The organism is Pseudomonas sp. R4-39-08, from assembly GCF_003852275.1.
GTDB lineage: Bacteria > Pseudomonadota > Gammaproteobacteria > Pseudomonadales > Pseudomonadaceae > Aquipseudomonas.
Map to the genome: position 1 here is coordinate 2,034,339 of NZ_CP027733.1, position 11,923 is coordinate 2,046,261.

Below are 11,923 nucleotides of genomic sequence, written 5' to 3' on the forward strand. Positions count from 1 at the left end.
AGTCTAACATGCTGTAGGACGAGTCCCGTTCGCTGCGTCATTCCGTCACCCGCACTGTCGGATTTGGATTCATCGGCGCGGGCGTGTCATCAGGGCAGGGTGGTAAACAGTTCGCGTCGGGCGCCCTCGGTAATCGCCACGATGCCAGGGTGCTTGACCTTGCGCTCCACCGAGATGGCATAAAACGACTCGGTCACCGCGTCGGTCTGGCCGATCAGCGCCACGCCGTATTGGCGCACCACTTCATCGGCGATCACGCTGGGGGCGATAAAGATGCCGCTGCCCGATTGCCCGAAGGCCTGCATCAGCGCGCTGTCGTCGAACTCGCCGATGATCCTGGGTTGAATCTGCTGATCGGCAAACCAGCGTTGCAGACGGCTGCGCACCACGGTCTCTGCGCCGGGGATCAGCAACGGTGCGCCGTGCAAACACCCTGGGAAATCGCCGCTATGTTGGTCAGCCAATGCCTGGGTGGCGAAAAAACTGATGCCACATTCCCCCAGCTTCTGGCTGTAGCCCTTGATGTCCAGGTGCGTGGGCATCGGGCTGTCGGAGATCACCAGGTCCAGGCGCTGGATGGCCAGGTCGGCCAATAACCGTTCGAGTTTGTCTTCACGGCAAGTGATGCGGATCGGTTCGCTCAGCTCCATGGTGGGGGCGATCAGCCGGTACACGATGGACTTGGGCACCACATCCGCCACGCCGACGCGAAATACAATCTGCTGCTCGTTGGGTTGTGCGCGCAGCATCGCCTCCAATTCATTGCCGGTCTGGAACATCTGCTCGGCATAGGGCAGGGCCTGGCGTCCGGCTTCGGTCAGCTCCAGCTGACGGCCGACGCGCTGAAACAGTGCGATGCCAAAGGTATGTTCCAACAGGCTGATCTGCCCGCTGATGGTCTGGGGCGTGAGGTTCAGTTGCTCGCAGGCGCGCACGATGCTGCCGGTCTTTGCCACCACCCAGAAGTAATGCAATTGACGATAATTGAGCATGGCCTTCTACACTTCGTAAAAATCGAAATATACGCGAGAAAAATACGAATTTTACTGAACTATTCGCCTGCATAGAATGCGTCGCTATCGCGGGGCTACTATTTGGACCCAAGCGTTCTAACGAGGAATACATCATGAAACTCAATTCCCTGGGCGCGGCTGCACTGCTTGCGCTTTCATTGGTGATGATCGGCGGGTGTGATCAAGTCGAGAAAAGCGCGCAGCAGGTGCTGGGCAAAGCCACCGAAACGGCCAAGCAAGCAATCGATGACACCCAGAAAGCCGCTGAACAGGCATTGAGTGAAGCGACCCAGGGCCTGATCAATCCGCAGAAGAAGGATGATCAGCCAGAAAAAGATGCAGAATCCCATACCCAAGAAACCTAATTCCCCAGCACAACGTCAGGACTGACCTATGGATTATCTTTTACAACTGGCCGCCAGCCCCACCGCCTGGATCGCACTGGCGACCTTGATCGTCATGGAAATCGTGCTGGGCATCGATAACCTGATCTTCATCTCGATCCTCACCAACAAATTACCCGAGCAGCACCGGGCCAAGGCGCGGCGCATTGGCATCAGCATGGCGTTGGTATTGCGCCTGGGCCTGTTGAGCACCATCGCGTTTATCGTGCAACTGACGACGCCGGTATTCGAAGTGTTCGGCCAGGCGTTCTCGTGGAAAGACATGATCCTGATTGCCGGTGGCTTGTTCCTGGTGTGGAAGGCCACCACCGAGATCCATCACAGCATGGACCCGGAGCCTGAGGAAACGACCACGCTCGGCAATACAGTCGCCATCGGTTTTGCCGCGGCTATCGGACAGATCCTGCTGCTCGACCTGGTGTTTTCCATCGACAGCATCATCACGGCAGTGGGCATGACCGAACACTTGCCGATCATGATCATTGCCGTGGTGACCTCGGTGATCGTGATGCTGGTGGCGGCCGAGCCCTTGGCCAAGTTCATCAACGACAACCCGACCGTGGTGATGCTGGCCCTGGGCTTTTTGATCATGATCGGCATGACGCTGATCGCCGAAGGCTTCGGCGCCCATGTGCCCAAAGGCTACGTGTATGCGGCCATGGCGTTCTCGGCGGCTATCGAGTGCCTGAATATCGCACGACGTAACCGCCACAAGCGTTTGCTCGCTGCCCGCCAGTAAGCGCTGAACCAAAAGGCCGGCTGGGTTCATATGAGCCCAGCCGGCCTTTTGCTGTCTGCTAGAATCGGCGCACTTGATAGCTTGAGGTCCACCATGAACGAGCCGATTCGCCTTACCCAGTACAGCCACGGTGCGGGTTGCGGCTGCAAGATCTCGCCCCAGGTGCTGGAAGTGATCCTTGCCGGCAGCGGCGCGCAGAACCTCGACCCCAACCTGTGGGTAGGCAACGCCTCCCGTGACGATGCGGCGGTGTACGCCATCGACGACGAGCGCGGCGTGGTCTCCACCACCGATTTTTTCATGCCGATCGTCGACGACCCCTTTGACTTCGGCCGCATCGCCGCCACCAATGCCATCAGCGACATCTACGCCATGGGCGGCGACCCGTTGATGGCCATTGCCATTCTCGGTTGGCCGGTGAATGTGCTGGCACCGGAGATTGCCCGCGAAGTCATTCGTGGCGGCCGCGCGGTCTGCGACGCTGCCGGTATCCCGCTGGCCGGTGGGCACTCCATCGACGCCCCGGAGCCGATCTTCGGCCTGGCCGTGACCGGCATCGTGCACAAGCGCCATATGAAGCGCAACGACACCGCCACCGCCGGGTGCAAGCTGTACCTGACCAAACCCTTGGGCATCGGCATCCTCACGACCGCCGAAAAGAAAGGCAAGTTGCGCGAAGCGGATATCGGCCTGGCCCGCGACTGGATGTGCACCCTCAACAAACCCGGTAGCCGTTTCGGCAAATTGGCCGGGGTGACGGCGATGACCGATGTCACCGGTTTCGGCCTGCTTGGTCACCTGGTAGAGATGGCCGACGGCAGCGGCCTCACGGCCCGCATCGAGTATGCAAAAGTGCCCCGTCTGCCGGGCGTCGAGTACTACCTGGAGCAGGGTTGCGTACCGGGCGGGACCTTGCGCAACTTCGACAGCTACGCCAGCAAGCTCGGGCGTGTGCAGGAGCTGCACAAGCGCGTGCTGTGCGATCCGCAAACCAGCGGCGGCCTGCTAATCGCCGTCACGCCCGAAGGCGACGCCGAGTTCCACGCGGTGGCCGCTGAACTGGGCCTTACCCTTGAGCCGATCGGCGAACTGCTTGAGCGACAGAGCAACGCGGTAGAGGTGGTTTGATGGCGACTGACATCACCGATTACCGCGACATCTTCCTCAACGACCGGCCGATGATGGATACCCGCGCGCCGGTCGAATTCACCAAAGGCGCGTTTCCCGGGGTAGTCAACCTGCCGTTGATGACCGACCAGGAGCGCCAACGTGTAGGCACCTGCTACAAGCAGCAAGGCCAACAAGCTGCAATCGTGCTGGGCCATGAGTTGGTGTCGGGGCCGATCAAGGCCGAACGCATCGCGCAGTGGGCGCAGTTCGCCCAGGCCAATCCAGACGGCTACCTGTATTGCTTTCGCGGCGGGCTGCGTTCGCAGATCGTGCAGCAATGGTTGAAAACCGAGGCGGGTATCGAATACCCCCGCGTCGGCGGCGGCTACAAGGCCATGCGTACCTTCCTGCTGGACACGCTCGAGCAGGCCACCGTCCAATGTGATTTCGTCTTACTCGGCGGCATGACCGGCACCGGTAAAACCGAAGTGCTCGGCCAACTCCGCAACGCCCTGGACCTGGAAGGCCACGCCAACCATCGCGGCTCCAGCTTCGGCAAGCGTGCCACGGCGCAACCGTCCACTATCGACTTCGAAAACCGCCTTGCGGTAGACCTGCTGAAAAAGCGCGCGGCAGGCATCGAGCAGTTCGTGGTCGAGGATGAGAGCCGCATGATCGGCAGTTGCGCGCTGCCGCTGCCGTTGCACAAAGGTATGCAGGCGTTTCCAATGGTGTGGCTGGAAGACAGCGTTGAAGGCCGCGTGGAACGCATCCTGCGCGATTACGTGGTCGACCTGTGCGCCGAGTTCATCGACGTATGGGGTGAGAATGGCCAGGCGATGTTTGCCGAACGGCTTACCCAGAGCCTGGCCAATATCCATAAGCGCCTGGGTGGCGAACGCTTCCAGCGGCTGCAGGCGATTTTGCAGGACGCCCTGGCGGAGCAAGCGCGCAGCGGCGCCGTGGATGTGCACCGGGTGTGGATTGAAGGGCTGTTGCGTGAGTATTACGACCCGATGTATGCGTTTCAGCGTGAGAGCAAAGGCGCACGAATCGAATTTGCCGGGGAGCAGGGCGCGGTGGTGGAGTATTTGCGCGAGCGGGCTGCTCGGGTGGCGTGAGTTTCGGATGCCATTGAGCTCACAACAGGTTGAGCCGGTTTCTTCAGTTAATGCCGGGAAACAGGAGTTTTGGCTTTCGAGCGCCGGATGATCCAGTCCAAACGCCGCAGGCCCAATGTGGGAGGGGGCTTGCCCCCGATTGCGGTGCAGCAGTCACCCATTTTTTTAACTGACAGACCGCCATCGGGAGCAAGCCCCCTCCCACACTTGGGTCACGGGGTGCGATAAAGCCTTCACGCAAAAGCTAAAGAATCACCGCCCCGATCAACCCGCACACCACCCCCATCAGCATGGTCAGCCCGGCCACCGTCACCAGCACCCGCGCATCGAAATCCTTACGCAGCATCAGCAGCGACGGCAGGCTCACGCTCGGCAGGGTCATCAGCAAGGCGACGGCCGGGCCGGTGCCCATGCCCAGGGTCATCATGGTTTGTACGATGGGAATCTCCGCCGCCGTAGGAATCACGAACAACGTGCCGACAATCGCCAGCGGTACCAGCCACACCAGGCTGTCGGCCATCGCCCCGTCCACATGGGGGAACAGCCAGACCCGCGCCGCGCCAAGGATCAGCACCGCGAGGATATATACCGGGATGGTGCTCCAGAACAGCTGCCACAAGGTCCGTAACCAGCGCGCCAGGAAGGATTCGGACTCAACAGTGCTGACTTCGGCCACAGCCTGCAGCGCCGCTTCCGGCACTTGCTCCGGACGTGCAATGCGCTGCGCCACCAACGACACACCCACCACCAGCACAATCCCCGCCACCAGCCGCAGCGCGGTAAAGCCCCAGCCCAGCACAAACCCCATGAACACCAAGGTGGCCGGGTTCAAGACCGGGTTGGCGATCCAGAATGCCAGCGCAGCGCCGACCGATACCTTTTGGCGCCGCATACCCGCCGCGACAGGCGCCGCGCAGCAGCTGCACATCATGCCCGGCAAGGCGAACAGCCCGCCACGCAGGGTCGAGCCCAGGCCGGCGCGGCCAAACAGGCGCAACAGCCAGTCGCGAGGGATCAACACCTGCAGCAGCGAACCGAGGATTACCGCCAGTACGGCGGCCTTCCAGATTGCCAGGAAATACACCTGGGCATAGGCCAGCGCCGCCGCGAGGGGCGAGCTTTGCTGGTCATTGAGAATCGACGCGCCGATGCTGTGGTTATCGGCCGCTACAAAAGCCTTGAGGTAGTAGGGCGACCATTTCACATAGTAGAGCCCGATGCAGGCCACCAACAGAAACAGCGCAGGTTTGCACCAGAACGACCAGCCCCGGTTGGGCTGGGCAGAAGCGAGGTTGGGCATGGAGATGATCCGCAGATGAGTCAATAGCGGGCATCATACGCGCCTGACGCTCAACCTTCAGGTATCTGCGCTGACCTGGGTCGGATCCGGGCAGGTTTCCTCACCATTATTGAGCCCCTGCTTGTAGTTGCGACTGAGCAGCGAGGCCTTGCCGTTGTGCCAGGTCAGTGTCAGCACGTACAGCGAGTCATAGTCATTGCCGGACCAGTCTTCGGTGATGGTGTGCTTCTCGCCGGCCGCTTCACTGGCGACTTTGTTGATCAACTCGGGCAGGTAACCGTGGGACCAGGCCGTGTAGATCGTCGCGTTGTGGTACTTGTCCTCGACCAGCTCATCGGCCAGGGCACTGGTGTCGTTCGCGGAGAACTTGATGTTGACCGGCAAACCCAGCTTGATTGCGCTGGGACTGATGGTCATCAGTGGGCGGATATAGCTGTAGGAGTTATCCAGCTCACCTTCCTCGACATTGCGCGTGGGGTTGGCGGCGAATACGAAATCGGCCTTGCCGAATTTTTCCGGTAATACACTGGCCAGGTTCATGGCGCGGTTCAGGCCCTGGCAATTGAGTTGGCCCAGGCCGCCGGCAGGTTTTTCGCCGTGGCGCAGGAAGACCAGGGTTTGCACGCCGTCCACCGGTTGTGCGCGGCTTTCGCGGGCGTCCAGTGCGGTGACAATGCCGGCGGTGACCAGCAGCAGCGGTAACATCATGTATGAATGGCGTTTGAATTGTTGCACAAGGCGCAGAGGCTTGATCTTCATTATGGGTTCGAGTCTTCGTGCGTCGGGTTAAGGCGGACAGGCCCGGCCCAACGGCGCAGTGTGCGTCCTGGGGGTGTTCCTTGTCGGTATAGCCAGGTGCCTCCATTCACCCTGCGAGCGCATTTAAGAGTGCGCTTGGGCGTTTTGGTTCGCCCGTGTGGGATTCTAGCCAGGCAATGTTGCTTAATGATGACCCATGCAGGGTGGCGAACAGATGACTATCATGGGGGCTTTCCGCCCAGGGATGTCTCCCGATGAATGCACTTGCCGCTTTCCCGATCAACAGTAAATGGCCCGCCCAGCACCCGGAGCGCTTGCAACTGTACTCGTTGCCTACGCCCAACGGTGTAAAAGTATCAATCATGCTTGAAGAGCTGGGCCTGCCCTACGAGGCACACAAGGTCAGTTTCGACACCCAGGACCAGTTGTCTCCCGAATTCATGTCCCTGAACCCCAACAACAAGATCCCCGCGATCATCGACCCCAATGGCCCAAGCGGGCAGCCGCTGGCGTTGTTCGAGTCCGGCGCGATCCTGATTTACCTGGCAGAAAAAACCAGCCGGTTGCTCTCCGAAGATCCGGCCACCCGCTATGAAACCCTCCAGTGGCTGATGTTCCAGATGGCCGGGGTCGGCCCGATGTTCGGGCAGGTGGGGTTCTTCAATAAATTCGCCGGCAAGGCTTACGAAGACAAGCGCCCGCGTGACCGCTACGTCGCCGAGTCCCGCCGCTTGCTCCAGGTGCTGGAGAAACGCCTGCTGGGCCGCACGTGGATCATGGGGGATGACTACAGCATCGCTGACATCGCCACCTTCCCCTGGATTCGCAACCTGATCGGCTTCTATGAATCGGGCGACCTGGTGGGTATCGCCGATTTCCCCAATGTACTGCGCGCGTTGGATGGCTTTATCGCACGCCCTGCAGTGATCCGTGGCCTGAACATTCCGAGCTGAAGCATGCCGACTTTCGATTTCAAGCAACTGGATGTATTCAGCAGCGTGCCCCTCAAAGGCAACCCGCTGGCCGTGGTGCTCGGCGCCGACAGCCTGACGGACGAGCAGATGGCCGACTTCGCCAAGTGGACGAACCTCAGCGAAACCACGTTCTTGCTGAAGCCCCGTGACCCACGCGCCGATTACCGAGTGAGAATTTTCACCACCTTGCAGGAACTGCCGTTTGCCGGGCATCCGACGTTGGGCAGTTGCCAGGCGTGGTTGCACGCAGGCGGTGTTCCGCGTGGGCAAGAGGTCATTCAGGAGTGCGAAATCGGTTTGGTCCGCATCCGACGCGAAGGCGACGAGCTGGCGTTTATCGCGCCACCGCTGTTGCGTTCGGGCGTTGTCGAGGCGCCGCTGCTGGAGCGTGTGCGCCTGGGGTTGGGCCTGGCCCCCGACGCTATTGTGCGCAGCCAATGGGTGGATAACGGCGCCGGTTGGCTGGCGGTGATGCTGGCTGATCGCCAGGCCGTGCTGGAGGTGAAGCCTGACTATGCGCAACTGCTCGGGTTGGCCGTTGGCATCATTGCTCCTTGCGATAGGGAGGACGCACAGTTTGAGGTGCGCGCCTTTATCGCCGGCGACGGAGCCCAGGAAGACCCGGCCACCGGCAGCTTGAATGCTGGCCTTGCACAATGGTTGCTCAGTGAAGGCCTGGCGCCGGAGCGCTATGTGGTCAGCCAGGGCACGGTCATGGGCCGCGCCGGGCGTATTCGTATCGAGCGCCAGGGTAATGAAGTCTGGGTCGGCGGCGCCGTTGCGGTATGCATCGAAGGCCGTCTACAGCTCTAGATCAATGCAATTGTTACGTGTCGCGCAATACACTGTTGGGCCCTCGGCATTTGTGCTGCGGGTGCTTGGGGCATAAGCTTTGGTCCCAAAGATTTCAGCCATTTTTTCAGGAAAGCCATGACCAGCCAGTTCCCCCAAGCCCGCCCCCGTCGCCTGCGCCGCTCCCCGGAGCTGCGTGGCTTGTTCCAGGAAAGCGAATTCACCCTCAACGACCTGGTGCTGCCGATTTTCGTCGAAGAAGAAATCGACGACTTCGTACCGATCACCAGCATGCCGGGCGTGTTGCGTATTCCTGAGAAAAAACTGGCCGGCGAGATCGAGCGTTATGCCCGTGCCGGCATCAAGTCGGTGATGACCTTTGGCGTGTCCCACCATCTGGACGCCAACGGCAGCGACACGTGGAAAGAGCGCGGGTTGGTCTCGCGCATGTCGTCGATCATCAAGGACGCCGTGCCGGAAATGATCGTGATGTCCGACACCTGCTTCTGCGAATACACCGACCACGGCCACTGCGGCGTGATGCATGGCGCCCACGTCGACAATGACGCGACTCTGGTCAACCTGGGCAAACAAGCCGTGGCCGCCGCCCGCGCCGGCGCCGACGTGATCGCGCCCTCGGCGGCGATGGACGGCCAGGTCCAGGCCATCCGCCGCGCCCTGGACGACGCCGGTTTCACCCACATCCCGATCATGGCCTACTCCACCAAATTCGCCTCGGCCCTCTACGGCCCGTTCCGCGAAGCCGGCGGCAGCGCCCTCAAGGGAGACCGCAAAAGCTACCAGATGAACCCAATGAACCGCCGCGAAGCCGTCCGCGAATCGCTGCTCGACGAGCAAGAAGGCGCCGACGCGCTGATGGTCAAACCGGCCGGCGCCTACCTCGACATCATCCGCGACATCCGCGAAGCCTCACGCCTGCCAGTGGCGGCGTATCAGGTGAGCGGTGAGTACGCAATGATCAAATTCGGCGCCCAGGCGGGGGCGATTGACGAAGACCGCGTGGTGCGCGAGACCTTGGGCTCGATCAAGCGGGCGGGGGCGGATTTGATTTTTACTTACTTTGCGATGGATTTGGCGTTGGCGGGGGTTTAAAGGCGCTGCTTCTCAACCTACCTGTGGCGAGCGAGCTTGCTCGCGTGGGGCTGCGTAGCAGCCCCATAACTCAGTAATAGAGGTTGATTTATTTTGAAAGGTCGAGAGTGTCGACTGGGATTCTGTTTTTATCTGTTATTTGAGGTTTGGCCGTTTTTTAATTCGGAAGCAACATGTCTTAACCAAGTTTTGCCATCGTTCCACTCGTTAGGATAATAGTAGTAGCATCCGATATCGGAAAGCAGAAAATCTTGAAGCTCTTGCTCGGTTTTTGGGGTGGAGATTAATTTATCCAGTTCAAGTTGTACTGTGGTCAATGTTTCATCGGAAGATTCGGATATAAAGAAATTAATTACTTCGTTTGCGCTGTTGTGATCATCAACCCAGTCTTGATTGAAATATCCAGCAAGGAATTGTTGTAATTCAGGATAGTCTTGGTTCATGGGTTTGGAAATCCTGTGTGCGGGAAAAGGGACGGGTTTGTTTGTCGATTAGATGCCTCCTGCCGACTTATGTGCGGCTAAAGCTCACCCCGGAACTAGATTAGGTGTTGGCGGAAATTTAAGGGCGTTGGTTAACGCTATAGCGAGCGAGCTTGTTCGCGTGGGGCTGCGCCACATACCTGGCTACACGGATCTAATTGACTGAGCGAGCCGTAGATTATTTTTATTCCTTGAGTAAGTGACTGTCGAATTTTTCTATTATATGGTGAAGCCATAACGGCCCTGATGCCCATTCATTGGGATAGTAATAGTAGCAGTATTGTTCGTGTAGTAAGTTTTCTAGAAGTTCTGATTCGTTTGTGTAGGTGTCAATTAGTTCTAAAATTTCCTTTCTTACAGTACAAATTATGTCGGTGGACGAGTCCATTAAAAAAAGTGTCGATGACGTCGTCGGCGCAGGCGTGATCGTCTACCCAGTCTTGATTGAAGTAGGCGCCAAAAAATTGCTGTAGTTCAGTTGGTGTTGTGTCCATTTTCCTATAGATATCCTGTAAATAATAGGTAGCCATTTAGTGTTTGGCTTTTTTATTCGGCCCAAAATAACTTTATGTATATAAAGTGGGCGAATTTATTTGTTCTCCGTCTCGGGGTTTGCTTGTTGCATGGCCGTCGAGCTAAATTTGCAATGATTCGGCCCATTTTTTGCGGTAAGAAATCTGTTCGTTGATGTCGTTTGTGAGTTCGTTTTCTTCATAGTCGAATATACGGACGAGTTTCGCATCGGTATCACCTATTTGGGTTTCATAAGCTACGATGCCGCTAGACATTTGTGATGCCATGGCTGAGGGATAGACATTTATTTTTGAACCTTTACATAGAAATTTAATATCACTAAATTCTTTTCTCAATGAGCCAAAGCATAGATAAATATCTGCTTCGCTATACGTTTTTTTCAGTCCGCTTGCAAAGGTTATTGAAAGTGTTGCTGTTCTTCCGTCGCATTCTATTATTGCCGTTTCTCGAGTTGAATTTTTGATTACAAATATTTCTAGCTCTTTCATTTTTTAGCTTCTATTTGGGTTGATTACTGGGTAGACCGACGCTGGGGTTGGCGCCGTGCCAGAAAGCCGTGCCATTTCCAAAAGGTGAGCTGAATTCCACATATAAAATTTCTCGTTCGGAAAAAACATCGATAGTTCGTATTTTCATTTCACTTCTTCGTTAATGGGACTCGTACAACAGTATTGTCTACATTCGTCGTGTTGGTCTTTAGCTCAAACGTCCATGTTTCCTCCTGGTAATGATGCTTGCTCGGCTTGCTGTTCATTTCATGAAGGCCGTAACGGACGCTTCTTTTTGCATCGCCGGAAAAAATTCGGGAAGAGGGGACAGATTTATTAGTTTTTAATGCGCTGATGGTCAAACCGGCCGGCGCCTACCTCGACATCATCCGCGACATCCGCGAAGCCTCACGCCTGCCGATGGCGGCGTATCAGGTGAGTGGTGAGTACGCGATGATCAAATTAGGCGCCCAGGTGAGTGCGATCGATGAGGCACGTGTCGTGCGCGAGACCTTGGGCTCGATCAAGCGGGCGGGGGCGGATTTGATTTTTACGTACTTTGCGATGGATTTGGCGTTGGCGGGGGTTTAAGGGCGCCATTTATCCCTGTGGTGAGCGGTTCGGATTTGCTTGTCACAGGGGTAGGAGGTCGACCTTGTATATTGATTTTGAACAGCGCTCAATTAAATTTTTCGTAATCTTCCGCACCTAATGACTTTAACCATTTCTTGAAGAAATCAATTTGATCCTGTGGGTTGTTTGTTAGATTTTCTTCTTCATAGTCGAATAAATGGACAATGTTGTCGTTGGTTGCTTGTTGGCCTAAAGTCATTTCGTATGCCACAAGCCCAGCGCTCATCTGAGAGGCCATTCTTGATGGTTTAACGTTTATTTTTGCTCCTTTGCAGAGAAAGGTTATATGCGGAAAATCTGCTCGAATATTTGCGAAGCAAACATACAGGTCTTTTTCTTCATAAATTTTTTCAAAGTTTTCGGCTTCTGAAAATGTCATGATGAGTTTCGTTGGGTCATATTTGACGGTGACTTGTTTGTGTTCGTTGTTGATTATTACTTTTATATTTTTTGTTTTCATT

Annotated in this window: 14 protein-coding genes; 8 read left to right on the forward strand and 6 right to left on the reverse strand. The window is 57.0% G+C overall.

Features of this window, described 5'->3' with window-relative positions; genetic code table 11:
* Nucleotides 1-89: 89 nt before the first annotated feature.
* A complete protein-coding gene (nhaR, locus tag C4J88_RS09370; protein ID WP_124362115.1) occupies nucleotides 90-992 on the reverse strand; it encodes a transcriptional activator NhaR in 903 nt (300 codons plus the stop codon).
* 134 nt (nucleotides 993-1,126) lie between these two features.
* On the opposite strand from nhaR, the gene C4J88_RS09375 reads away from it, so the two are divergent.
* The 4 genes from C4J88_RS09375 (at nucleotide 1,127) to mnmH (ending at nucleotide 4,387) form a co-directional block, all read left to right on the forward strand.
* Complete coding sequence (locus C4J88_RS09375; protein WP_124366539.1) at nucleotides 1,127-1,378, forward strand: hypothetical protein; 252 nt, start codon at nucleotides 1,127-1,129, stop codon at nucleotides 1,376-1,378.
* 28 nt (nucleotides 1,379-1,406) lie between these two features.
* Nucleotides 1,407-2,156: a TerC family protein gene (locus tag C4J88_RS09380; RefSeq protein ID WP_124403655.1), complete on the forward strand. Its 750-nt coding sequence runs from the start codon at nucleotides 1,407-1,409 to the stop codon at nucleotides 2,154-2,156.
* 93 nt (nucleotides 2,157-2,249) lie between these two features.
* Nucleotides 2,250-3,284 carry a selenide, water dikinase SelD gene (gene selD / locus C4J88_RS09385; RefSeq protein ID WP_124362118.1) on the forward strand — a complete coding sequence of 345 codons (1,035 nt, stop codon included), beginning with the start codon at nucleotides 2,250-2,252 and terminating at the stop codon, nucleotides 3,282-3,284.
* Nucleotides 3,284-4,387, forward strand: a complete 1,104-nt coding sequence (gene mnmH / locus C4J88_RS09390; protein WP_124406812.1) for a tRNA 2-selenouridine(34) synthase MnmH — start codon at nucleotides 3,284-3,286, stop codon at nucleotides 4,385-4,387. The genes selD and mnmH overlap by 1 nt, the downstream gene beginning before the upstream one ends.
* A 244-nt stretch (nucleotides 4,388-4,631) precedes the next feature.
* Here the strand turns inward: mnmH and C4J88_RS09395 are convergent, their stop codons facing one another.
* Both C4J88_RS09395 and C4J88_RS09400 read right to left on the reverse strand, forming a co-directional pair.
* On the reverse strand, nucleotides 4,632-5,687 hold the full coding sequence (locus C4J88_RS09395; RefSeq protein WP_124406813.1) for a permease: 1,056 nt from the start codon (nucleotides 5,685-5,687) through the stop codon (nucleotides 4,632-4,634).
* A gap of 57 nt (nucleotides 5,688-5,744) precedes the next feature.
* The gene (locus C4J88_RS09400) at nucleotides 5,745-6,446 is read right to left on the reverse strand and encodes a histidine phosphatase family protein (protein WP_124362121.1); all 702 of its coding nucleotides are present in this window, start codon (nucleotides 6,444-6,446) and stop codon (nucleotides 5,745-5,747) included.
* A 254-nt stretch (nucleotides 6,447-6,700) separates the two neighbouring features.
* Between C4J88_RS09400 and C4J88_RS09405 the strand changes: the two genes are divergently transcribed.
* The 3 genes from C4J88_RS09405 (at nucleotide 6,701) to hemB (ending at nucleotide 9,325) form a co-directional block, all read left to right on the forward strand.
* A complete protein-coding gene (locus C4J88_RS09405) occupies nucleotides 6,701-7,399 on the forward strand; it encodes a glutathione S-transferase N-terminal domain-containing protein (protein WP_124370276.1) in 699 nt (232 codons plus the stop codon).
* A gap of 3 nt (nucleotides 7,400-7,402) precedes the next feature.
* A complete protein-coding gene (locus C4J88_RS09410) occupies nucleotides 7,403-8,233 on the forward strand; it encodes a PhzF family phenazine biosynthesis protein (protein WP_124406814.1) in 831 nt (276 codons plus the stop codon).
* A 117-nt stretch (nucleotides 8,234-8,350) separates the two neighbouring features.
* Complete coding sequence (gene hemB / locus C4J88_RS09415; protein WP_124406815.1) at nucleotides 8,351-9,325, forward strand: porphobilinogen synthase; 975 nt, start codon at nucleotides 8,351-8,353, stop codon at nucleotides 9,323-9,325.
* Between the two features lie 128 nt (nucleotides 9,326-9,453).
* On the opposite strand, the gene C4J88_RS09420 is transcribed toward hemB, so the two are convergent.
* Together C4J88_RS09420 and C4J88_RS09430 are read right to left on the reverse strand one after the other, a co-directional pair.
* On the reverse strand, nucleotides 9,454-9,768 hold the full coding sequence (locus C4J88_RS09420) for a contact-dependent growth inhibition system immunity protein (protein WP_124406816.1): 315 nt from the start codon (nucleotides 9,766-9,768) through the stop codon (nucleotides 9,454-9,456).
* A gap of 674 nt (nucleotides 9,769-10,442) precedes the next feature.
* Nucleotides 10,443-10,829 (reverse strand): hypothetical protein, encoded by a 387-nt coding sequence (locus C4J88_RS09430; protein ID WP_124406817.1) that lies wholly within the window; start codon nucleotides 10,827-10,829, stop codon nucleotides 10,443-10,445.
* Nucleotides 10,830-11,141: 312 nt separating this feature from the next.
* On the opposite strand from C4J88_RS09430, the gene C4J88_RS09435 reads away from it, so the two are divergent.
* Nucleotides 11,142-11,420, forward strand: a complete 279-nt coding sequence (locus tag C4J88_RS09435; protein WP_256659131.1) for a porphobilinogen synthase — start codon at nucleotides 11,142-11,144, stop codon at nucleotides 11,418-11,420.
* Between the two features lie 88 nt (nucleotides 11,421-11,508).
* On the opposite strand, the gene C4J88_RS09440 is transcribed toward C4J88_RS09435, so the two are convergent.
* Complete coding sequence (locus C4J88_RS09440; protein ID WP_124406818.1) at nucleotides 11,509-11,922, reverse strand: hypothetical protein; 414 nt, start codon at nucleotides 11,920-11,922, stop codon at nucleotides 11,509-11,511.
* Between the last annotated feature and the right edge of the window lies 1 nt (nucleotide 11,923).